This is a genomic window from Fulvivirga imtechensis AK7, from assembly GCF_000331535.1.
Taxonomy (GTDB): domain Bacteria; phylum Bacteroidota; class Bacteroidia; order Cytophagales; family Cyclobacteriaceae; genus Fulvivirga; species Fulvivirga imtechensis.
This window is the reverse complement of sequence record NZ_AMZN01000064.1, coordinates 23447-44446: the sequence shown is the minus strand read 5'-3', so window position 1 is coordinate 44446 and position 21000 is coordinate 23447. Positions and strand designations below refer to the sequence as shown.

Annotated in this window: 24 protein-coding genes; 13 read left to right on the top strand and 11 right to left on the bottom strand. The window is 42.0% G+C overall.

What is annotated here, in order from left to right; translation table 11 throughout:
• Positions 1 to 13: 13 nt before the first annotated feature.
• From gltX to C900_RS18430, 3 genes are read right to left on the bottom strand one after another with little or no spacing between them, the layout of a single operon-like run.
• Entirely contained in the window at positions 14 to 1564 is a 1551-nt protein-coding gene (gltX, locus tag C900_RS18440; RefSeq protein ID WP_009581665.1) for a glutamate--tRNA ligase, read from the bottom strand.
• A gap of 57 nt (positions 1565 to 1621) precedes the next feature.
• A complete protein-coding gene (locus C900_RS18435) occupies positions 1622 to 2098 on the bottom strand; it encodes a hypothetical protein (RefSeq protein ID WP_009581664.1) in 477 nt (158 codons plus the stop codon).
• On the bottom strand, positions 2095 to 2475 hold the full coding sequence (locus C900_RS18430) for a RidA family protein (RefSeq protein ID WP_009581663.1): 381 nt from the start codon (positions 2473 to 2475) through the stop codon (positions 2095 to 2097). The genes C900_RS18435 and C900_RS18430 overlap by 4 nt, the downstream gene beginning before the upstream one ends.
• Before the next feature lie 49 nt (positions 2476 to 2524).
• On the opposite strand from C900_RS18430, the gene C900_RS18425 reads away from it, so the two are divergent.
• Entirely contained in the window at positions 2525 to 3187 is a 663-nt protein-coding gene (locus C900_RS18425) for a 3-hydroxyacyl-CoA dehydrogenase family protein (RefSeq protein WP_040497074.1), read from the top strand.
• 485 nt (positions 3188 to 3672) lie between these two features.
• Here the strand turns inward: C900_RS18425 and C900_RS18420 are convergent, their stop codons facing one another.
• Positions 3673 to 4053, bottom strand: coding sequence for an SPW repeat protein (locus C900_RS18420; protein WP_009581661.1), 381 nt, complete (start codon positions 4051 to 4053; stop codon positions 3673 to 3675).
• A 1-nt stretch (position 4054) separates the two neighbouring features.
• The gene (locus C900_RS18415) at positions 4055 to 4627 is read right to left on the bottom strand and encodes a vitamin K epoxide reductase family protein (protein WP_009581660.1); all 573 of its coding nucleotides are present in this window, start codon (positions 4625 to 4627) and stop codon (positions 4055 to 4057) included.
• Positions 4628 to 5135: 508 nt separating this feature from the next.
• On the opposite strand from C900_RS18415, the gene C900_RS18410 reads away from it, so the two are divergent.
• The 3 genes from C900_RS18410 (at position 5136) to C900_RS30000 (ending at position 6184) form a co-directional block, all read left to right on the top strand.
• Positions 5136 to 5318, top strand: a complete 183-nt coding sequence (locus C900_RS18410; RefSeq protein WP_009581658.1) for a hypothetical protein — start codon at positions 5136 to 5138, stop codon at positions 5316 to 5318.
• 326 nt (positions 5319 to 5644) lie between these two features.
• On the top strand, positions 5645 to 5920 hold the full coding sequence (locus C900_RS18405) for a hypothetical protein (RefSeq protein ID WP_157494072.1): 276 nt from the start codon (positions 5645 to 5647) through the stop codon (positions 5918 to 5920).
• Positions 5921 to 6019: 99 nt separating this feature from the next.
• On the top strand, positions 6020 to 6184 hold the full coding sequence (locus C900_RS30000) for an IclR family transcriptional regulator (protein WP_009581656.1): 165 nt from the start codon (positions 6020 to 6022) through the stop codon (positions 6182 to 6184).
• 142 nt (positions 6185 to 6326) lie between these two features.
• On the opposite strand, the gene C900_RS18400 is transcribed toward C900_RS30000, so the two are convergent.
• Complete coding sequence (locus C900_RS18400; protein WP_009581655.1) at positions 6327 to 6608, bottom strand: sensor histidine kinase; 282 nt, start codon at positions 6606 to 6608, stop codon at positions 6327 to 6329.
• 956 nt (positions 6609 to 7564) lie between these two features.
• Between C900_RS18400 and chrA the strand changes: the two genes are divergently transcribed.
• A complete protein-coding gene (chrA, locus tag C900_RS18395; RefSeq protein WP_245558453.1) occupies positions 7565 to 8929 on the top strand; it encodes a chromate efflux transporter in 1365 nt (454 codons plus the stop codon).
• A gap of 24 nt (positions 8930 to 8953) precedes the next feature.
• A complete protein-coding gene (locus C900_RS18390; protein WP_040497073.1) occupies positions 8954 to 9676 on the top strand; it encodes a superoxide dismutase in 723 nt (240 codons plus the stop codon).
• Between the two features lie 324 nt (positions 9677 to 10000).
• Here C900_RS18390 and glmS read toward each other — a convergent pair whose 3' ends face one another.
• The 3 genes from glmS to C900_RS18375 are packed head-to-tail and all read right to left on the bottom strand — an operon-like array spanning position 10001 to position 14055.
• On the bottom strand, positions 10001 to 11836 hold the full coding sequence (glmS, locus tag C900_RS18385; protein ID WP_009581650.1) for a glutamine--fructose-6-phosphate transaminase (isomerizing): 1836 nt from the start codon (positions 11834 to 11836) through the stop codon (positions 10001 to 10003).
• A 4-nt stretch (positions 11837 to 11840) separates the two neighbouring features.
• Entirely contained in the window at positions 11841 to 13265 is a 1425-nt protein-coding gene (locus tag C900_RS18380) for a DUF4270 family protein (protein WP_009581649.1), read from the bottom strand.
• Positions 13249 to 14055 carry a glycogen/starch synthase gene (locus C900_RS18375; RefSeq protein ID WP_009581648.1) on the bottom strand — a complete coding sequence of 269 codons (807 nt, stop codon included), beginning with the start codon at positions 14053 to 14055 and terminating at the stop codon, positions 13249 to 13251. The genes C900_RS18380 and C900_RS18375 overlap by 17 nt, the downstream gene beginning before the upstream one ends.
• Positions 14056 to 14169: 114 nt before the next feature.
• Here C900_RS18375 and panC point away from each other — a divergent pair, with 114 nt between their 5' ends.
• From panC to C900_RS18340, 7 genes are all read left to right on the top strand, one after another.
• Positions 14170 to 15009 carry a pantoate--beta-alanine ligase gene (gene panC, locus C900_RS18370; protein WP_009581647.1) on the top strand — a complete coding sequence of 280 codons (840 nt, stop codon included), beginning with the start codon at positions 14170 to 14172 and terminating at the stop codon, positions 15007 to 15009.
• A 23-nt stretch (positions 15010 to 15032) separates the two neighbouring features.
• Positions 15033 to 15383 (top strand): aspartate 1-decarboxylase, encoded by a 351-nt coding sequence (panD, locus tag C900_RS18365; RefSeq protein ID WP_009581646.1) that lies wholly within the window; start codon positions 15033 to 15035, stop codon positions 15381 to 15383.
• A gap of 5 nt (positions 15384 to 15388) precedes the next feature.
• Positions 15389 to 16432, top strand: coding sequence for a lysylphosphatidylglycerol synthase transmembrane domain-containing protein (locus C900_RS18360; protein WP_040497072.1), 1044 nt, complete (start codon positions 15389 to 15391; stop codon positions 16430 to 16432).
• Positions 16413 to 16898, top strand: a complete 486-nt coding sequence (rfaE2, locus tag C900_RS18355; protein WP_009581644.1) for a D-glycero-beta-D-manno-heptose 1-phosphate adenylyltransferase — start codon at positions 16413 to 16415, stop codon at positions 16896 to 16898. The genes C900_RS18360 and rfaE2 overlap by 20 nt, the downstream gene beginning before the upstream one ends.
• A gap of 3 nt (positions 16899 to 16901) precedes the next feature.
• Complete coding sequence (locus C900_RS18350; RefSeq protein WP_040497071.1) at positions 16902 to 17597, top strand: zinc metallopeptidase; 696 nt, start codon at positions 16902 to 16904, stop codon at positions 17595 to 17597.
• A gap of 103 nt (positions 17598 to 17700) precedes the next feature.
• Positions 17701 to 18843 carry an acyl-CoA dehydrogenase gene (locus C900_RS18345; protein ID WP_009581642.1) on the top strand — a complete coding sequence of 381 codons (1143 nt, stop codon included), beginning with the start codon at positions 17701 to 17703 and terminating at the stop codon, positions 18841 to 18843.
• A 94-nt stretch (positions 18844 to 18937) separates the two neighbouring features.
• A complete protein-coding gene (locus C900_RS18340) occupies positions 18938 to 19864 on the top strand; it encodes a helix-turn-helix transcriptional regulator (RefSeq protein WP_009581641.1) in 927 nt (308 codons plus the stop codon).
• On the opposite strand, the gene C900_RS18335 is transcribed toward C900_RS18340, so the two are convergent.
• Together C900_RS18335 and C900_RS18330 are read right to left on the bottom strand one after the other, a co-directional pair.
• Positions 19850 to 20611 (bottom strand): phosphoglycerol geranylgeranyltransferase, encoded by a 762-nt coding sequence (locus tag C900_RS18335; protein WP_040497070.1) that lies wholly within the window; start codon positions 20609 to 20611, stop codon positions 19850 to 19852. The two genes, C900_RS18340 and C900_RS18335, sit on opposite strands and share 15 nt — an antisense overlap.
• Complete coding sequence (locus tag C900_RS18330; RefSeq protein ID WP_009581639.1) at positions 20589 to 20999, bottom strand: hypothetical protein; 411 nt, start codon at positions 20997 to 20999, stop codon at positions 20589 to 20591. Before C900_RS18330 ends, C900_RS18335 begins: the two co-directional genes overlap by 23 nt.
• Between the last annotated feature and the right edge of the window lies 1 nt (position 21000).

Sequence of the window (21000 nt, the reverse complement as noted above, 5' to 3'; positions counted from 1 at the left end):
GGCTTTCAGGTGTTTAGTTTACTTGCTTTACAGGCAATGCACCTATTGCTTTTGTTATACGATCAGCCACCTCTTCCTTGCCCAGGATCTCAATGATCTCCATGAGGTCAGGTCCTGCACCTTTGCCGGTGATAGCTAACCTAACAGCCTGCATTACCTGTCCTAATTTAACGCCTTTTTTGTCTAATATGTTATTCAATATTGATTTTGCATCTTCAGCAGAAAGCACATCGGCCTCAAGAATAGCCTTCCTGTAAGCCTCCAGAACAGACACAGCTTCTTCAGTCCATTTTTTTCGAACTACATCTTCATCGTAATTTTCAGGCTTCACAAAAAAGAATTGACCGTCTTTCCAAAAGTCTACAGGAAAAACAACACGCTCTCTCATGGCTTCGCAAATACGCTCCAGCTTTTCCTGAGCGCAGGAAATGTTGTGTGTCTCCAGTTGTTTTTGAAGGTATGTGCTCAGTTCCTGACCGGATTTGACCTTAATATACTGTTGGTTGTACCATTTGGCTTTCTCAATATCAAACTTTGCTCCTGACTTGCCTATCCGCTCAATCGAAAAGGCTTCGATCAGTTCCTCAAGCGAGAATATTTCCTGATCGGTGCCGGGGTTCCAGCCCAGAAATGCCAGAAAGTTTATCAGTGCATCGGGAAGGTAGCCCTCCTCCCTGAAGCCATTAAAAACCTCCGGTCTGCCATCTTTGCCAGGAAATTTTCCCTCTATCGGGAATACAGGAAATCCGTGTTTATCGCCATCACGCTTGCTTAATTTGCCGTTGCCATCAGGCTTCAGCAACAGTGGTAAATGCGCGAACTGAGGCATTGAACTTTCCCAACCCAGGAATTGATATAAAAGTACATGCAAGGGCGCTGATGGCAACCATTCTTCGCCACGTATAACATGTGTTATTTTCATTAAATGATCATCAACGACATTGGCGAGATGATAGGTAGGCATACCATCTGATTTCATAAGCACTTTGTCATCAATTGCTGAAGAGTGTACCATCACCCAACCTCTTACCATATCGTTTAGGCGCACTTCCTCTTTTCGAGGAACCTTCAGTCTGATTACGTACGGCTCCCCGGAATTCAATCGCTCTTTTACCTCACCCTCCGACAGCGTGAGAGAATTTTTCATTTGCGTTCTTGTGATGGCATTATATTGCGGAGTATCGACACGGGCTGCTTTAAGCCTTTCCCGCATAGCTTCCAGATCTTCAGGTGTATCAAAAGCATAATATGCGTTTCCTTCGTCAATAAGTCTTTGAGCGTACTGTGCATATATTTCTTTGCGTTCAGATTGACGATAGGGGCCATATTCACCGCCTGCAAATGGACTTTCATCAGCAATGATGCCTATCCATTCCAGGGATTCCCTTATATACTCTTCTGCACCCGGTACAAAGCGAGCCTGGTCAGTATCCTCAATTCTCAGTACCATAGTGCCATTATACTTTTTGGCAAATAAATAGTTGTAAAGGGCAGTTCTTACCCCACCGATATGCAAAGCTCCAGTTGGGCTTGGAGCAAATCTGACACGAACATTTTGATCCATATTTACGACAATCTTTTTGGGGCTGCAAAAGTACGTAAAGTTCGGTTAGGATAATAGTTATGAAGTTATCTTTAGCACCTCGTCAAGAGCCTCTCTTGTTATTTTTACTTGTTTATGGAAATTAAGAACAGTGACAATATAGTTGATAGCGCCTGATACAAAGGAAAGTGCTGCGTAAAGGTATTCCCTGGGATAAATTAGAAAGAAAGCGCCAATTAGCGCAGTCATGATTGTCCAGAACATAAAAAACATCAGGGAGCTAAAGAAGAGTTTGTATTTGACAAAAATGATACAGCCCCGGCTGGACTCCTCGATATCACCGGTAATTATGGGAAGGTAGTTTTGTGGGTAATTGATCTTTCTGGAGATCTTAAATGAATTTCGGCTGATCTGCCCGATGAAACGGATATGGCTATCACTGATTTTTGGTGCGGTCAGTGACGCAGGCTGAGTTGCTCTACTCAACCTGCTAATTACTTCATTGGCAGAGAAAGGTAATATTAGCGTTTCGCGTTTATGGGGGATAATGGTCATTTCACTGCAATACAAGAAATTTCAACACCTACGTCTTTAGGTAGTCGGCTTACTTCCACTGTCTCTCTTGCCGGAGGGTTTTGCTGGAAGTATTTCCCATATATAGTATTGATCAACTGGAAATTATTCATATCCGCAACAAATATGCTGCATTTCACTATGTTGCTGTAGTCCATTCCGGCTTCCGAAAGTACGTGCCCCAGGTTTTTCATTACCTGTTCGGTTTCAATTTCAATATTGCTGGTCACAAGGTTGCCGGTTTCAGGATCTATTGCTACCTGCCCTGATACATAAAGGGTATTGCCAGCCATTACAGCCTGACTGTAAGGGCCTATAGGTGCGGGGGCTTTTTTGCTGTTGATTATTGTTGCGTTCATAACTGAATTTTTTGTGATAATATCTATTTTTGTCTCAAAGCTGCAATTTATGAAGATATTAATAATAGGAGAGGAGGAAAATTTTAAAGAATTTAGAGAAAAGTTCTCGGATAATCACGAGTACACGTTTCTAACACAGCTAAACTCTCCTAAGTTTTTGAATGGTAAGGATCTTGTTTTCGATTTTAAGATCGATGAAACCCCTGATAATTTCGAATTTTACAAAGCAGCTAATGGCACCGTTATATTCCTCAATACTGTTAAAATAAGCCTGACAGAACTTAATTTTTTTCATGGTAGTGTAAAGGATGTTTATGGGTTCAATGGATTGCCCACATTTTTAAATCGTGAAATAGTAGAATTAAGTACTATTGATGGCAAAAAGGATGACCGGTTGGTTGAAATATTTTCAGCGTTGCAGTCGAAGTTTGAGGTTGTGGAAGATCGTGTTGGAATGGTGACCCCACGTATAATCTTTATGATCATCAATGAAGCTTATTATACTGTGCAGGAAGGGACCGCAAGCAAGAAGGATATTGATTTAGGCATGAAACTCGGAACCAATTATCCCTACGGACCATTTGAGTGGATTGAAAAAATAGGTATACACCATGTATACGAAACTTTGGAGGCCATTTATGAAGACACCAAAGACGAAAGATATAAGATCTGTCCGTTACTGAAAAAGGAATACATGCTGCTAACTATTTAGCGGTTTTAAGAAAACGTTCCCGCCAAAGGACGGGGCGAAGTCCCAAAAAGCGGAGTCCCGTACATTTGTACCAATGATAAGTTTTCATTACATGCTGATAGCCAGATGATAACATCTTATTGCTCAGTTTGTAACTTTTGTATCTATTTTGGTTTTTCATAGCATATGTCTTACTTTTTTGTTCCCTAAAGCATTAAAGCATTCGGGGATAACAAAAAAAAGTCAAGGCTGTGAGCAAATGGCTAAATTTCAATGCCTGCGATGACAAATCACAAACTCGCCCCGTTTGAAACAACGGGACTCAAACAGTGTGATTTATAAAGTGTACGTGTGGCATTGAAATTCTTAACGCCATTTTCTCAAGGCCGTTCGGTTAACTTGTCATTATTCACAAAATCAACTGAAGTTGTTGGATGCCTCGGGATGAGCATTTTTGGGACGAGCGTAACGCAGACATTGGCGTTTTCTTAGAGACACTATATAGCTTATTTTCCCTTTTCCAACGCCTTTTTATGCTCCGGGTGCTTACTGAAAAGTGATGACCACCCGCCTCCGAATCGTTGTTCTATCTTGCCCTTAACCATTGCCAGGGCTGTGACGACTATCCCGGCTGCCATTTCACCCACAATTTCCGTGTTGTCTTCAAAATCAAGTATCCAGGGAGCGATAATAAGCCAGAGGCCTAAAGGTATATTCCACTTGCCTACAGTCCGTGTCGCCTCCCAAATGGCAGTGAAGGCAAAAGTAACGATCAAAGGCCCTACTATGTGGTTATTGTCGGCAGCCGCCGGAGTCGGATAATTCAAAATGCCAGGTGAGGCCATGATCCAGATTCCGATAACTACATTTACGATCTGTGCCCACATCCTACGCTACTTTAAGTACTACATCCTCCACACCCCAAAATGCTTTCCACATTGAACACCCCGAGTGTTTCACGCGCTGCATGTATTGTAAGCTGGCAAGCATTTCATCCATGGCCGGGCCTATCATGGTTATTGATATTACAGCAGATGCAAGGCAAAGCGTACACCAGGCATCGAACAGTACCGGCTGGAATACTACGAGCATAATGCTTACGATCCCTAACGGACCAACGGCTAGCCCAAAGACTATAACCATCCATGGCATAGTGCGCCATCTGCGGGTACCACCGATGATGCCAGCGGCCACATCCAGAAAGTAGCTAAATGCTCCCAGCAGGGCATCAGGTATAGGTAAGATATGTGAAATTTTGGAATTCAAAATTGTAGTGCTGCCATCTCCAAAAAAGGGCTCCCATACCGTGGTTATTATGTCAAGCTGGTATATACCGAGGTATAAAGCAATGAACATTCCCACTGCTGCCAGCACTACGATGGGGATCCGCTGGTCCCAGGAAGAGGGGTTGTAGTCCCAGCCAGGGGGTATGGGATGTATTTCGTTCTTTGTCTCTGCCATAGGACCACTAGAGCTTTATGAAAAAACCCTTCAGCAGCTTAATTGTTTTGGCCGTGAGACCAAATAAAGGGTTAAAGGTCAGAACGAAACAGGCGATGGATCTCGAGTTGAGGAGCGAATTGATCCATTGAATGTTTCAAGTTAAAAAATCCAGATAACTTACAGAGATGGCTTTAGGCTTGTTTTAATCGCCTCAGTTTATCCTTTTCTTTTATATTTAATATACCGATCAAAACACATGAAACAACATATAAAATCAATAGAACGAAAGGAGTATCTGTTCATGATTGATGCCTAAAGTCTATATCTGACCATAATAAACCCTGGACAGCATTTATAAGGATTTACAGTAAAAAAGGGTCTAAAACGAAGGAAATTGCCGGAATGGCCGTGAGGGATGATCAGGGTAAGAAAATGGAATTTGATACTGCGGAGCAAGCTTTTGAGGGAGCGGAAACATTTTTAAAAGTATTTAAAACCTTATAGTGATTCCTTAAAATAAAGAAAAATGACAGAAAAATCAACAACAAAAGCAGCAACTAAATTTTGGAGACATAATGGCAGGTTAATGGAAGGAGCAGTCGATAAGGTAAGAGGAAACTACTCGTATATGGTGAACGAAACAGGTTACTATATGGTAGAAACCTCTGAATTAATGAAAGCTTCAGACGCCACGTCTGAGTGTCTGTAAAAGAATATGTTGCCAAAGGGCTAAAAATTCCTTCGCCTATGTTGCTAATAATTTTAGTATTTACTAAAATTGCAAGCTTGAAGGCGCCTGTTTTGATGCGGTGAACAATATGAGAGTCATTGTACAGTGGCAGACCTGCAGCAAGACAAATGCGAAATTGTATCAAACGGACATTAGGCACTGGCGAAGATCTTTGATGAATCTGTAAACAGCCAATGTCATTGGTTTTATTAAAAGCCACTTGGTCGTGAGAATAGGGATTTCGTCTAATAGTCATGTTCTTTTTTTTAATGGATTCGTAAAGTATGAATGTAAAGCAAATTATCGTGAATAGATTTAACAAGTCAATAGATAAACGGGATCATACTTTTGATATTGAAGTCAATTTAAATGATCCGAAATGTGAAGATGGGCTCTATACAGCTTTTGTTACTATTACCAGAAAACGGGCATCTATGCAGATTGAAGTGGCGGGACTGAATGTTAGGGATGAAAATGGCAACAGAAGGTTATTTGATACAGTGGAGGAAGCTTTCGAAGAAGCAGAAGCGTTTATGACAGGCTTCAATATTTATAAAAACCTGGATGGAGTTCCATGTTAACGGATATTGGATGAACAACCGTCTGTAATTTTATTTCATTCTTGCATTATTTTTCATCAGTAATTGTTATTATTTGCGGCAAAGTTAAAACCAGCATCTATGAAATTACCAGGAGAGGCCTCTGTAGAGCGGACGGAAATAATAAGGGCAGTACAAGCATTGTATGGTACGAAGCCTACCACGGAAATACGCGAGCAATTCGGTTTGTCAAAAGCTACATTTTACAGATATCTGAAAGTTGATCTATCGAAATATCAATGTTAAGGTAATAAATGGGGTCCGGTATCAGGATTTAGATACCCACTACTTTTCCAATGGTATATCATATCAAAGCCGGAGAATTCTACGAAATTGGGAATAGAAGAGCAGGCTGGCGACAATTAAACGTAATACTGAAAAACGAGACCTATGGCAAAACAACCGTAACTACTGTCCCTAGTCCCTCCTCACTGTCAACATGGATTTTTCCATAAAGTTTATCAACAGCGGTTTTTGCAATAAACAATCCCATTCCATTCTTTCGGGTGCAATATTCACCTTTAAAAAACATTTCAAATATCTTGTCCTGGATATCTTTTTTAATGCCCCGGCCATTATCTGAAATAATAATCTGTAGGGCATCGTCATTATCTTCAATGTGTACCTTTACGCGATGCCTGGTTCCGGGGAAGGCGATATCGAAAGGCATTGTCCAAAAGGTTAATAAAAATTCTTTCCAACAGATGAAAGTGTGTCCTTGGCAGGTAAACATTAAGTCTCACCTCAACGTCATCGGCTCGGTATTTTTCAAGAATACTATGTGCCAACTTATAAAAGTCAATTTCTTCAGCTTGGAAATTACCTAAATAGTGTATATAAGAAAACTCTAAGTGGCTTTAAGAAAACGTTCCCGCTAAAGAGCGGGATGAAGTGCCAAAAAGCGGAGTCCCGTACAGTTGTTACAGTTGTCGGGATGAGCATTTTTGGGGCGAGCGTAACGCAGGCATTGGCGTTTTCTTAGAGGCACTATTTAAACATAGGTCCGCTATTTTTGGTTCTGTTACACCCCCTCTAAGGTAGGAGAAAAGGCAAAGGCTCCTTATGAAATATTTTGTTCAATGTCTCAGACAGAATACTCACCCGGACAGGCTTTACAAAGTAATGCGATGCGCCCTTCTCCTGCGGCATCCTAATATCATTTTGGTCAGATGAATTCGAATACATAATGATGGACATATTGTCCAGGTGATGCATGCTCTTTACCTGGTCGAGGCACTCGACAAGCACGAATAGGCGTCATCCATATCCTGAAGTGCCAAAGGGAATATTTCATACTCATCAGGATCGTCATCAATTAACAGACAAGTTGCCATAAGAATAGAATTTTAAAAATGTCATCTTCAGATTTCCGTTGCAGAGGTGCAATAGAAGATGTCGCAACCAGAGACAACAAAAGCCTTTATTTTGCGATAAACAACATGATTGTATCAGAGGTTCCCGGGAGTACATACATTAATACAGGTTCAGCCATTTGATTGCCGCTTCTTGTACTAGAAGGGACGGTAACAATACCATGGTTTTTATGCTCTTGTAAATAATAGTGCTGGTATCAAAAGAGCAGCCTCTGACCCATGGACATGCATATTGAATGAGCTATATTTGATCATGAGCGCTACACCTAAGCCTAAAATGACCCTTCCGAGCTTCCGGGAAGCTGTAAATATTTGGATAAAAGTTGCATTACATAGTTTTGGCGGGCCGGCAGGTCAGATTGCAGTCATGCATAGGTTTCTTGTGGAAGAAAAAAAATGGTTAGGTGAGAACCGTTTTTTGCATGCTTTAAATTACTGCATGCTGCTTCCGGGGCCTGAGGCGCAGCAATTGGCCACCTATATTGGCTGGTTGCTTCATGGGCGTAAAGGAGGCATTGTCGCAGGTACTCTTTTTGTATTGCCTGGGTTTCTCTCAATACTGCTACTGAGTGTGCTTTATGCGCTTTGGAAAGATGTGGCTGTAGTAGAGGGTATATTTTATGGCATCAAACCCGCAGTGTTGGCTATTGTGGTTGGTGCTGTAATCAAGATTGGCAAGAAGGCGCTCAAAAATGAAGTAATGATCGCAATTGCCATTTTTGCCTTTATTGCTATATTCTTTTTCGAGGTTGCTTTTCCCGTTATTATCATAAGTGCAGCATTCATAGGCTTCATAGGTGGCAAGATCAGTGAAGAAAAATTTTACGTGATCAAGGGCCATAAAACGGCTAATAGCACACAAGAGGGCTTGATTGATACGCTCATAACGACAGCCAGTCCAAACCTGTTTCAAAGTCTGAAGACTGCTGCATTCTGGCTTTTACTATGGTTTATTCCAATTATTTTGCTGACTGTTTTCTTAGGTGTGGAAAACATTTTTACAAAGGAAAGCTTGTTTTTCAGCCAGGCTGCCGTGGTTACTTTTGGAGGAGCCTATTCGGTCTTGGCTTATATCTCTCAAAAGGCGGTGGAAACCTTTGGCTGGCTACAACCCGGTGAGATGCTGGACGGACTGGGAATGGCAGAAACAACCCCTGGGCCGCTTATTCAAGTGGTTCAATTTGTTGGTTTCATGGGCGCCTTTAGAAATCCGGGAATGCTTGATCCCGTGATGGCTGGTGTATTGGCCTCATTTCTGGTTACCTGGGTAACTTTTATACCCTGTTTTCTTTTCATATTTCTCGGTGCGCCTTATATCGAACATTTACGGAATAACAAAAATCTGAGCACCGCACTCTCCTCTATAACTGCTGCTGTGGTTGGTGTTATACTTAATCTCGGGATCTGGTTCTCTGTCAATGCTATTTTTAAAACGGTCGAAGAGCGATCGTTTTATGGTATGCGTTTGCTTGTTCCCGATCTGAGCTCAATGGATGCCGGGGTAGCAGGCATTACTATAGCGGCTTGTGTGGCTTATTTCGGATTTAAACTGGATATGCTTAAAACCATTGGCCTTTGTATAGTGCTCGGGCTGCTGGTAAAATTTCTGATACTTTAAACTCTTTTTAAAACATTTTCAATTATGGAACGCAGAAAATTCATTCAAAACTCAATGATAATCGGTGGAGCATCTATCCTGCCAACATCCAGTGTGCTGGCTCAAAGTGTGGAGCAGGAAGGGATAGATAAGTTAATGGATGATAATGGAAATTTCATACAGGCGCCACTACCTTACGCCAATAATTTTCTTGAGCCCTGTATGGACGAAGAAACACTTTACCTTCATCATACTTTTCACCATGGTGGCGCAGTGAAAGGAGCAAATAAGGATCTGGAGATGATCCACAAAGCCATGAAAGAAAATAATTATGAACTGGTGGATCACTGGACAAGAAAGCTGTCGTACCACTTTTCCAGCCATATTCTACATTCCATTTTTTGGACTAACCTGACCAACAAGAAGAATGATCCCAAAGGCACGCTGCTGAAATATATTGAAAAAAGTTTTAACACGTTAGACAGCCTGAAAGCCTTACTTGGAGAAGTCTCCAAATCGGTGGAAGCCAGTGGTTGGGGCATAATGGCTTACCAGCCGTTTACTGACCGCCTCACCGTGCTGGGCTGCGCCGATCATCAGAAACTTACTCAATGGGGATGCATCCCCTTACTCGTAATTGATGTGTGGGAACATGCCTATTACCTGACCTACCGTAACCGTAGGGGCGAATTTGTAGATTGTGTAATGGATATTATCAATTGGGACAATGTAGCACAGAGATTGGGTGCAGCGCTAAAAATTAAGTAGATACATAAATGAAGTAATGATTTATAGAGTTTCATTAATGTAAAGCTTGATGATATCAAATTGATTTTGCAGAGGAGTAGTTATTCTTTTGTGCCTTATGATCAACATTGCAAACCGCCCTAAAGACTTGACAGCAATACCAGCAACTTGCATAGTATGTCATTATCGAACTCACGTTAAGGTAAGTCTGAGAATAGAAAGTAGGTAAAGCACGGAAGTAACTTCCGCGCTAGTTATTCACTTATCAAAAGAGTATTAGGCCACACAATAACAAAAACAGGCTGAGGAAACCCTCAGCGTGTTCTATATCAATTCATAACTGTTTTATTCTACAGTTACCGACTTAGCCAGATTTCTCGGTTGGTCCACATTGCAACCGCGCATTACAGCGATGTGATACGACAATAGTTGCAATGGAATAACGGATACCATGGGCATGAGAGCTTCGTCTGTTTTGGGAACTTCTATAACGAATTCAGCCATTTGAGGTATCAAAGCATCTCCTTCCGTTACCACGGCAATTACACGCCCTTTACGTGCTCTTACCTCCTGTATGTTGGATACTACCTTGTCGTATGAGCTATCCCGGGTTGCTATCACCACTACCGGCATTTCCTCATCTATCAATGCAATAGGCCCATGCTTCATTTCGGCAGCCGGATATCCTTCGGCATGAATATATGAGATCTCTTTTAGTTTCAGGGCGCCTTCCAGGGCTACCGGGAAGTTAAATCCTCTTCCAAGGTATAGAAAGTTCCTTGCATCTTTAAATATTTCAGAGATAGCTTGTATCTGATTATCAAGCTTTAACGCTTTTTCAACTTTTGACGGTATATTTTCAAGCTCAACCAATAGTTCGTGGTACCTTCTTTCAGTAATGGTGCCTTTTTGATGAGCTACTCTCAGGGCGATCATATTCAGTACTGTCAACTGAGCTGTGAAGGCTTTCGTACTTGCCACGCCAATCTCAGGCCCGGCATGTGTGTATGCACCTTCATGCGATGCCCTGGCTATGGATGAACCTACCACATTACACACACCAAAAATTATGGCCCCTTTTGATTTGGCGAGCTCTATGGCTGCCAGAGTATCTGCCGTTTCCCCGGATTGGGAGATAGCAAAAACTACATCACCTTCCTTGATAACCGGGTTTCTATACCTGAATTCCGATGCATACTCTACCTCAACAGGGATGCGACAAAATTCTTCAATAAAATATTCCGCTACCAGGCCTGCATGCCATGATGTGCCACAGGCAACGATTATGATACGATCAGCCGTGATTAGCTTATTGGCATATTCTCGGATCCCACCCAGCACCAGCCTTCCTTCATTGGCATTCAACCTTCCCCTCATGCAGTCGCTGATCGATTTAGGCTGCTCAAAGATCTCCTTCAGCATGAAATGTTCGTAACCGCCCTTTTCTATGGCTTCCAGCTCCATATCCAGTGTTTGGATATAAGGAGTAGAGGGGACGTCTTGCGTGTTCTTAAGCTTTAATTCGTTGTTGTCAATAATAGCAATTTCGTAATCATTGAGGTAAACAACCTCATTGGTGTATTCGATAATGGGTGTGGCATCTGAGGCCAGAAAGAATTCATCTTTACCTATACCTATCACCAGAGGGCTCCCCTTTCTGGCCGCGATGAGCAGATCAGGATTTTCTTTTGACATGATCACGATGGCATATGCACCAACTACTTTGGTCAGCGCCAACCGTACTGCTTCATCCAATGAGCAATTATTATTCATTTGAATGTCTTCAATAAAGTGAATGAAGACCTCAGAGTCTGTTTCACTTTGAAAGGTATGCCCTTTGTTAATAAGCTCTTGTTTCAGAGAGCTGTAGTTTTCAATTATACCATTATGAATAATGGCGAGATTTTTTGAATGAGAATAATGGGGGTGGGCATTTTCGTCATTAGGTTCACCGTGGGTAGCCCATCGGGTGTGTCCGATTCCAATGTTACTGTTTAAGTTATAATCGTAAAGATTCTCTTCAAGGTCCGTTACCTTGCCCTTCTTTTTGTAGATATTCAATCCTCCGTTCAATAAGGCAATACCTGCGCTGTCATAGCCTCGGTATTCGAGCCTTTTTAAACCCTTAATAATTACCTCATGAGCCTGTCTTGGCCCTACATAGGCAACGATTCCACACATATTTTTAATTATTTAAATTCGGTACAGTATAATAAAAGCGTATCCGGATGTCATTCTTTGATACTACGAATCTGTTCACCCCACTTCCATTTGCTGAAATTGATCCGTTAGAAGTGTTAATGGTAACAGGTGCCATGATCAATTGGTTAAATGTATCCTCTTTAAGGAGGTTTTGCAATGATATGGTAATGTCATTGGAAAATTTTTTATTATCCTTATCATAACCTATCACCAAAGGAGATCTGTTATTATTGATCAATGTGCCAACGCGGTAGTTCTTATTGGCTAAACTGTCAAGACTTGTCATGTAATAGACCATGGTTGATGGAGGGGGAGTGGTTTTCGAAATACCTTTGAGGTTTTCAAACACCAACTCTGCCTTTTGGACGATAGCATTCTCCACCGTATCACTAAATTCGTTGAATCCCGACATATCGAGTCTGAGTAGCAGATTCGTGCCATTTTGTAAATAGGCAAGATCGGTACCTATAGTATATGGCTCATAAAAGGTGGTGATATCATCCAGATCAGAACCATTCCAGCCACTTTTTGCATTGGGAGTTATTTGATTGTAGCTTCTGATGGTGTTCAGAGGAAAACTGATTGTTTCCTGGGATTTATTTCCTGAGCCATCAGTTTCGGTGTAATAAAGTACAAGCCTGGTATCGGCACCGCCATAAGTTATAATTGCACTGTTGCCGGTTGTAGGCGCAAATGAAATTCCTTTGAGGTGAGCGGCAAAATCTTTACTTGAACTGAATTCCTTTGCCTTTGCTTTTAGCAAATTGAAAAATTCTGAAGCATAAGCTTCATCTATTTTAAAATTAGACCTGTATATATATTCATTATTGCTGTCGAAGTACCTCGCTTTATACAAGGTATCCTCCTTGGTTTCCAACTTGCGTCCGGTATCTTCCCACTTTAGCCCCAATGAGTCGGGGTGTAGCATAAACTCAGAGGCGGACAATAGTTGACCTGTCTCCTGAGAGGAGGCAGTGGTATAGGTTGCGTCAACCAGGGGGATGGTATCTGTTAACTGATAGATCTCTATTCGCTGAGTGCCGGCAGCTACCTGATTTCCATATATACCTCTGATACGTGTCACCAACACCAGGGAGTCAAACACGGCCGAGCCATCCACGTCTTCTCCGGGATTATTCTTTGGAAGATTTACCTCGGAAAAGTTTCGGGCCTCAATATTTCCGAAATATGGATCCGTATAGCTTCCCACCAGCACAGTGCCTGTGCTTCGTGAGTTTACGTTATCCACCCATACCTGTGATACTTTATCACCTAATGGAACATCGACAAAAAAAATCCCCAAATCATTTTCGGGGGGGAGACCAACTGTGCTTAATTCTTCTTCGCACGAAAAAAGTGTCAGGGCTGATAGTAGTATCAGCCCTGATTTTCTAGCCCACAAGTTCATTATATAAGTTGTAATAAGAGTCTGTAAAATTATCGTCCTTTTCTATTGTTTCTATTTTCTTCCGGTCGGGTATTTCATCAAAGTAGCCGTTTAAGCCTGAATCTTCTTCGGCTTTAATTACAGCATCGGCAAACTCCAGCCCAAGCTTTATGAAACCATAATAATCAGCCGTTTGCAGATTAGTAAGCATGCTGTCTTCGATGTCGATCATTTTTACCTTTTCGATCAGGTCGTTGTTAAACTTATGCTTGAAACTATTGTTATACACTGTAAATACCGCCTTAGCATCCTTAAATAAAGGATCGTTTTTGTAGGTGGTCTTCAGATATAGTGGTATCAAGCTGGTCATCCAGTCGTTGCAGTGAACGATATCCGGGGCCCATCCAAGTTTTCTAACTGTTTCTATAACGCCTTTGCAGAAAAATATTGCACGCTCGTCATTATCTTCGTAAAAATTATTTTCCTTGTCGTGGAATACATATTTCCTGTGGAAATAATCTTCGTTATCAATAAAATATACTTGTAGCTTAGCATTTGGTATTGATGCAACCTTTATGATCAAAGGCTTTTCCTCGTCACCAACCGCGATGTTGATGCCTGAAAGTCTGACAACTTCATGTAATCTGTTCTTCCGTTCATTAATTAAGCCGAACCTCGGAACCAGTATCCTGATTTCCATCCCTTTTTCCTGCATAGCCTGTGGCAATTTCCTCACAAATTCTGCTACTTTTGAAGTTTGTAAGAAAGGATTGATTTCACTGGCTACATAAAGAATACGAAGTTTTGACATATTGAGTAGAGATTTGTTTGCGTAAATAAGACCACAAAATTACAAAATTTTTAGCAGTTTTCAAGCTATTATCTTTGATAAAACATAATTTTGCAATCCTTTTAAATGATTCTGATGGAGGTTTACAAGGATATTACTCCTTTACAACATTACTTAAACGAGCATAAGTTCCATGGTAAAAAGATAGGTCTTGTGCCTACAATGGGCGCCCTGCATGAAGGACACCTGTCGCTGGTCAGGGCATCACAAAGTGACAACGATGTCACCGTTTGTTCCATATATGTAAACCCCACGCAGTTTAATAACGATCAGGATCTGGCCAAATACCCTCGCACATTGGATGATGACCTGACCATGCTTCGAGAGGTAGGTTGTGATGCTGTATTTTGCCCTTCTGATCAGGTAATGTATATCGAACCTTCCCGGACGAGGCTTCTATTCGACCGGCTGGATCATATTATGGAAGGAAAATTCAGACCAGGTCACTTTAGCGGGGTTGGGTTGGTTGTCTCTAAATTGTTTAATATTGTAGCGCCGGACCGGGCGTATTTTGGCCAAAAGGACTTACAGCAGTTTGTTATTATACAGCAGTTGGTTAAAGACCTGTCATTTAATGTTGAGTTAAAGCGTGTGCCGATTATCCGTGAGAATGATGGCCTCGCCATGTCGTCCCGAAACAGGCGACTGGGCAAGGAAGGCCGGGGAAAAGCTGTAATTTTGTATAAGGCACTGACAGAGGCGCAGAAAATGTTAAAGGTACCTGTAGCTATAGAACAGGTGAAACAGGAAGTCAGGGGTATGGTGGAGCAGGCGGGGGTGCAGTTGGAATATTTCGAGGTGATAGATCCGGACACCTTAACTGCTGTCACGAACATTTCGGAGAAAAATAATGTTGCGCTATGCGTGGCCGGATACGTTGATGGCGTACGGTTAATAGATAATGTGGTTTTTTAATTTAGAATTCTGAATTCTGAGCAATGAATATTGAAGTTTTAAAATCCAAAATTCACCGGGTAAAGATCACCCAGGCCGAGTTACACTACGTAGGAAGCATCACCATTGATGAAGACCTGCTCGAAGCGGCTAATATGATCGAGGGAGAAAAGGTACAGGTGGTAAATGTTAACAACGGTGAACGATTGGAGACTTATACTATAAAGGGAGAGCGCGGTAGTGGAATGGTGTGCCTGAATGGGCCAGCCGCAAGAAAAGCCCAGGTTGGTGATATTGTTATCATCATCTCTTATGCCACCATGGAATTTGAAGAAGCCAAGAAATTTGAACCTACTCTTATCTTTCCTGACGCAGATAATAAACTGCTGCAATAATCTTCATGGCTTCACGCGCGAAACAAATTATCAGGTATACCATAATGCTTGGCATTACGGGATTTCTGTTGTGGCTATCCTTTCAAAATATTGAAGTATCAGATGGCGAAAGTAAGTGGGCCTTCATAGTAAATACATGGAAGGCGGCTGACAAACCCTTTTTATTTCTATCTGCATTTGCTGCAATTCTCAGCCACATATTCCGGGCAGAACGATGGAAGCTACTTTTGAAACCCCTGGGGTACAGTATTGGGCTAAAGGAGAGCTTCATGTCAGTAATGGTCGGGTATTTCATCAACCTGGCGGTACCCCGCGGAGGCGAGGTGTCCCGTTGCTATAATCTTTACCGGTTGAATAAAACGCCAGTTGACGTGTCCTTTGGTACCGTAGTGCTGGAGCGGATCATCGATCTAATATTTCTGATAGTTTTGCTTACCGCGGCATTTTTTATCGAGCTGGATAATTTGCTCTTCTTTTTCAGATCTGATGAAATGAAAAAACTTACCTCTTCAGGCGATTCGTCTTTTTCCTATACATTGCTGGCTGGGGCGCTCATTTTTATTGCTGCCATTTATTTAGTAGTGAGATATCTGCTTAGAAGCAGAAGATTCCTGGCTTTACGGTATGTCTCCAAACTTAAAAAGCTGTTAAAAGGCCTGAAAAGTGGAGTTACCAGCATTTTTAAACTGGAGAAAAGGGTATTGTTCATTGTTTACTCATTGCTGATATGGCTGTGCTACTACCTGATGATGTATCTGGTAATGCTTGCATTTCCTGAGACAGAGAATCTGGGCCTTTTTGCAGCGCTGACTATATTTGTAATTGGTGGTATCGCCATGGCGGTGCCATTGCCTGGCGGGGCTGGTAGCTTTCACATACTTGTACCACTCGGACTGGTACTACTGTATGCACTTCCTGAGGAAAAGGCGGTGCCATTTACCTTTATTTTTCATGGGTGGCAAACACTAGTAATTATTATAGTTGGCGCCTTATCTTTATTTTTGAGTCAATTGTTGCGTAGAGAAAATATTGAAAGCTACAAAAGATAAAATACTGGACCGGCATATCCTGCGGCAAACGGTTGCCGGCTGGAAAGCTCTTGGAGAAAAGGTAGTCTTTACCAATGGGTGTTTTGATATTTTGCATCTGGGACACATCGACTACCTGGAAAAGGCCAGGGCTTTAGGGGATAGGTTAGTGATTGGCCTGAACACCGACAGCTCCGTAAGGCGTCTTAAGGGAGAAACCAGGCCTTTGAACAACGAGTATTCACGGGGCAGGGTTTTAGCGTCACTGGCTTTTGTTGATGCTGTTACTTATTTTGATGAGGATACACCCTATCAGTTAATTGGGGAATTGCTGCCTGACATTTTGGTTAAAGGAAGTGACTATTTGGCAGAAAATGTTGTTGGCGCAGATATTGTACTGGGTAATGGCGGACGGGTGGAGACTATCCAACTTGTGGAGGGGTACTCCACTACTAATTTGGTTGATAAAATTAAATCGTTAGAATAGAAGATGGGAATAATAATCATTATGATTGTTTTCGGTATCATCAGCTTTGCAGTAAGCTCAAGGCTGAAGAGTAAGTTTAAGAAATACTCGCAGATACCACTGAATAAGAATTTGTCGGGTGCTGAAATTGCGCAGCTCATGCTCGCGGATAATGGCATTCATGATGTTAAAGTGACTTCTGTAGGGGGGGAATTGACAGACCACTACAATCCTGTAAACAAAACGGTGAACCTGAGTGAAGCGGTTTACCATGGACGAAATGCGGCTGCTGCTGCGGTAGCAGCTCATGAGTGTGGGCATGCCGTGCAACATGCTACGGCCTATAGTATGCTTCAATTCCGCTCAGCTATGGTGCCTGTTCAGAATGCCAGTGCTAAGATCCTCAACATCATTATGATGATGATGCTGTTCGGTGGGTTTTTCTTATTCCAGACATTCCCCGTACAGTTGGTACTGTTGGTAATTATTGGAGCCTACGGGGTAATGACCTTGTTTTCATTCGTAACCTTGCCGGTGGAGTTCGATGCCAGCAGAAGGGCTTTGGCATGGGTAAAACAAAGAAATATTGTTGATACATCTGAATATGGTATGGCTAAGGACGCTCTAAAATGGGCGGCTATGACCTACGTGGTGGTAGCCGTGTCTTCACTGGTAACGCTGCTTTATTATATAAGCATGTTTTTAGGTAACAGAGACTAAGGGATTTATCTAAAATAATCGTAATTTTAAGGGTTGTTATGCATGCATAACAACCCTTATTATTTTATAAAATACTATATCCAAAGCAAAACAGTAATAAACGATGAATTTCGAATTGACAGAAGAGCAATTGGCAGTTCAGGCTGCTGCACGTGATTTCGCTCAGAACGAACTACTTCCCGGTGTAATAGAAAGAGATGAGAAGCAGGAATTTCCCGCCGGGCAGATCAGGAAGATGGGGGAGCTGGGTTTTATGGGCATGATGGTGGACCCCAAGTACAATGGAGGAGGGATGGATACCGTTTCCTATGTGCTGGCTATGGAGGAGATATCAAAAGTAGATGCATCATGTTCAGTAGCTATGTCGGTAAATAATTCACTTGTCTGCTGGGGCCTTGAAAAATACGGCACCGAAGAACAGAAGCAAAAGTACCTGACCAAATTGGCTACAGGGGAAATAATCGGGGCATTTTGCTTATCAGAGCCTGAAGCCGGTTCTGACGCTACAAGCCAGAGAACTACCGCGGAGGATAAGGGCGACTATTATCTGCTCAATGGTACCAAAAACTGGATCACTAATGGCAATAGCGCCGGTATATACATTGTAATTGCTCAAACCGATCCTGAGAAACGACATAAGGGTATTAATGCTCTAATAGTAGAGAAAGGCATGGACGGTTTTGTTGTAGGTAAAAAGGAAAATAAATTGGGTATACGAGGCTCGGATACTCATTCGTTGATGTTTACCGATGTTAAGGTTCCTAAAGAAAACAGAATAGGAGAGGATGGCTTTGGGTTTAAATTTGCTATGTCTACGCTTAATGGCGGACGAATAGGCATAGCCTCTCAGGCTTTGGGTATCGCCTCAGGCGCTTACGAGCTTGCCTTGCAGTATTCGAAGGAGCGTAAGGCATTCGGCAAAGAGATATCTCAGCATCAGGCGATCCAGTTTAAGCTTGCAGACATGGCCACGCAGATTGAAGCTGCCAGGCTGCTGTGCTTCAATGCTGCTCATCTGAAAGACCAGGGTAAAGATTATGTGAAAGCTGCTGCTATGGCAAAAGTCTTTGCTTCCAAGGTGGCTATGGATACCACCGTTGAGGCTGTACAAGTCCATGGAGGTTATGGATTTGTAAAAGAATATCATGTTGAAAGACTAATGAGAGATGCCAAAATCACTCAAATTTACGAAGGAACGACAGAAATTCAGAAAATCGTAATTGCCCGGGAGCTTCTTAAAAGCTAATAGCCACCTATTTAAATTATATATATCTTTGAAAAGTGCATGGTTTATAAAAAAATTTGTTTACCTTTAGGTGTTGTTTTAATACAGTGAAGTGATGGAAGATTACAATAAAATAATTGAATCCCTTGGGATTAAGTTCGTAAAGTCCAATAATATAAAGGTAACGCACCCGTTCACTATTCAGGACTATGAAGAAACAGAAAACACAATTATCATCCTTAAAAAGGGCGTTATCCGCTTTGGGCAGGATAATGAACTCCTAAAAGAGGGTCATGCGCTGTTTATTCCAGCCATGCGTTATACACCACTTTCTTTTGGAAATGTGGATGATAAGAGTCCGGAACTATCGTTGGAGGAATTTGGCTATAAACAGACCGAATACTTCAAGACTAATCCGGAAGAGCAGTTATCATCGGTACCGGTGGCTGATTTTACTTCGGTGGTTTTTGAAACCAAAGTATTTGATACAGTAAATTTCTTCACCGCTCTGGATATTCCGGCATTCTCGATGGAGAATTCGAAAATAAACAATATCATTTATGATATAGTTAAAGAGCAGGAAACTGAGCTGGAGGGCAACCAGAGGGTGGTGAAGATCAAAACCGAGTTGCTGGTGGTGGAGACGATCCGTCATATCATCGAAAAACGCTTATTCGTTGAGCAGATGGCCACTAACAGTACTTACTTCAAGGATCCGAGGTTGATCAAATTGTTCAAATACATCAAGGATAACCTTGGTGGTGAACTGACCAACAAGATACTTTCTGATGTGGCTGACGTATCTGAGGATTATGTAGGGCAGTATTTCAAGACCCTTACCGGGATTAACCCGCAGGATTACATCGAATACCAGCGTATGGAGCATGCAGTGAAATTGCTGCGTACCACAAAAATGAGTATACGCGATATAGGGCGTGCCTGTGGCTATAAAGATACTGCATACTTCTGTAGACGATTCAAGATGATGTATGGTATACCTGCAGGAAAAATGAGAAAGAGAGAGACTTTAATGAATATTTAGAGACTTATTAAAATCATAGATCTTTTCAGAAACCTCAATCACAAGATTGGGGTTTTTTTCTGCCGCATTTCCAATTACGATCACATCCGCGCCTGCCTCAAGTGAAGCCTTGGCCTTAGCGGCCGAATTAATACCGCCACCTACAATAACCGGAACATTTACCGACTTTTTTACCTGCTGGATCATTTTGGGAGTAATGGCTTCCCTGGCCCCACTGCCTGCATCAATAAATATCAGTTTTAATCCCAGCATTTCTCCGGCCATAGCTGTGGAAGCAGCTATGGAATACTTGTCTGGGGGTATCGGCGAGGTATTGCTCATATAGGATACTGCCGATGTCCTTTCCGAATTAATTAGTATATAGCCGGTAGGGAGTACCTCAATACCACTATTTTTTAGTATCGGAGCAGCGACCACGTGTTGCCCTATGAGAAGGTCAGGATTGCGGCCGGATATCAGGCTTAAGAATAGGATGCCATCCGCGCTTAGATCAAGGTGCATGTTACTGCCCGGAAACAGAACGGTGGGAATGGAACAACTGGATTTTATTGCTTTTATTACCTTGTCAAGGTTCTGTTGGGTGATGAGGCTGCCGCCAACAAAAAAGTAATCAACATAACACTCCTTCGCTAAATTCAGTAAGCCCGTCAACGAAGAAATATCCTCAACCTTATCAGGGTCTATCAGGATGGCTAGCGATTTTTGACTGGTTTCTGCACGCGTGTTAAGCGTCTTTAGGATGCTCATCTTCCCGTTGCTTTTCTATGTATTCTACTAATTTTTCCTTGGCAATAGCCAGTAAAAATACAGCAATTTCAGTTAAAAGCACATTGCCAACGGTAGAAAGTACGGTCGGCTTTTTTTCCACTACTACTTCATTAACAGTTTCCGGGTATTCATTTGATGGTGAATGTTTCTTTTTCTTAACTTTTTTGACCTTTTTCCCACCACTGAGCCTTTTCATAAGGTAGTAGGATATAGCAAACCCACCACCTATCACTAATGCAGATGTGGCTATGCGCTTACCTTTGTCCAGCATTTCTGAAAGCTCTTGTTCAAATGCTTCTTTGTGTTCTTCGGAAGCACGTTCATAGGCTTTCCTTTCTTTCTCGTTGTATAAGTTATCCGGGGTCATA

Excerpts from the sequence above, each read along its gene's own strand:
- C900_RS18400 (WP_009581655.1), bottom strand. The coding sequence starts at position 6,608 with ATGCCTTTCGATATCGCCTTCCCCGGAACCAGGCATCGCGTAAAGGTA.
- gltX (WP_009581665.1), bottom strand. The coding sequence starts at position 1,564 with ATGGATCAAAATGTTCGTGTCAGATTTGCTCCAAGCCCAACTGGAGCT.
- C900_RS18340 (WP_009581641.1), top strand. The coding sequence starts at position 18,938 with ATGGAAGATTACAATAAAATAATTGAATCCCTTGGGATTAAGTTCGTA.
- C900_RS30000 (WP_009581656.1), top strand. The coding sequence starts at position 6,020 with ATGAAATTACCAGGAGAGGCCTCTGTAGAGCGGACGGAAATAATAAGG.
- C900_RS18335 (WP_040497070.1), bottom strand. The coding sequence starts at position 20,611 with ATGAGCATCCTAAAGACGCTTAACACGCGTGCAGAAACCAGTCAAAAA.
- C900_RS18350 (WP_040497071.1), top strand. The coding sequence starts at position 16,902 with ATGGGAATAATAATCATTATGATTGTTTTCGGTATCATCAGCTTTGCA.
- panD (WP_009581646.1), top strand. The coding sequence starts at position 15,033 with ATGAATATTGAAGTTTTAAAATCCAAAATTCACCGGGTAAAGATCACC.
- C900_RS18330 (WP_009581639.1), bottom strand. The coding sequence starts at position 20,999 with ATGACCCCGGATAACTTATACAACGAGAAAGAAAGGAAAGCCTATGAA.
- C900_RS18430 (WP_009581663.1), bottom strand. The coding sequence starts at position 2,475 with ATGAACGCAACAATAATCAACAGCAAAAAAGCCCCCGCACCTATAGGC.
- C900_RS18435 (WP_009581664.1), bottom strand. The coding sequence starts at position 2,098 with ATGACCATTATCCCCCATAAACGCGAAACGCTAATATTACCTTTCTCT.
- glmS (WP_009581650.1), bottom strand. The coding sequence starts at position 11,836 with ATGTGTGGAATCGTTGCCTATGTAGGGCCAAGACAGGCTCATGAGGTA.
- C900_RS18380 (WP_009581649.1), bottom strand. The coding sequence starts at position 13,265 with ATGAACTTGTGGGCTAGAAAATCAGGGCTGATACTACTATCAGCCCTG.
- C900_RS18390 (WP_040497073.1), top strand. The coding sequence starts at position 8,954 with ATGGAACGCAGAAAATTCATTCAAAACTCAATGATAATCGGTGGAGCA.
- C900_RS18410 (WP_009581658.1), top strand. The coding sequence starts at position 5,136 with ATGACAGAAAAATCAACAACAAAAGCAGCAACTAAATTTTGGAGACAT.
- C900_RS18375 (WP_009581648.1), bottom strand. The coding sequence starts at position 14,055 with ATGTCAAAACTTCGTATTCTTTATGTAGCCAGTGAAATCAATCCTTTC.
- C900_RS18425 (WP_040497074.1), top strand. The coding sequence starts at position 2,525 with ATGAAGATATTAATAATAGGAGAGGAGGAAAATTTTAAAGAATTTAGA.
- C900_RS18420 (WP_009581661.1), bottom strand. The coding sequence starts at position 4,053 with ATGTGGGCACAGATCGTAAATGTAGTTATCGGAATCTGGATCATGGCC.
- C900_RS18415 (WP_009581660.1), bottom strand. The coding sequence starts at position 4,627 with ATGGCAGAGACAAAGAACGAAATACATCCCATACCCCCTGGCTGGGAC.
- panC (WP_009581647.1), top strand. The coding sequence starts at position 14,170 with ATGGAGGTTTACAAGGATATTACTCCTTTACAACATTACTTAAACGAG.
- chrA (WP_245558453.1), top strand. The coding sequence starts at position 7,565 with ATGAGCGCTACACCTAAGCCTAAAATGACCCTTCCGAGCTTCCGGGAA.
- C900_RS18360 (WP_040497072.1), top strand. The coding sequence starts at position 15,389 with ATGGCTTCACGCGCGAAACAAATTATCAGGTATACCATAATGCTTGGC.
- C900_RS18345 (WP_009581642.1), top strand. The coding sequence starts at position 17,701 with ATGAATTTCGAATTGACAGAAGAGCAATTGGCAGTTCAGGCTGCTGCA.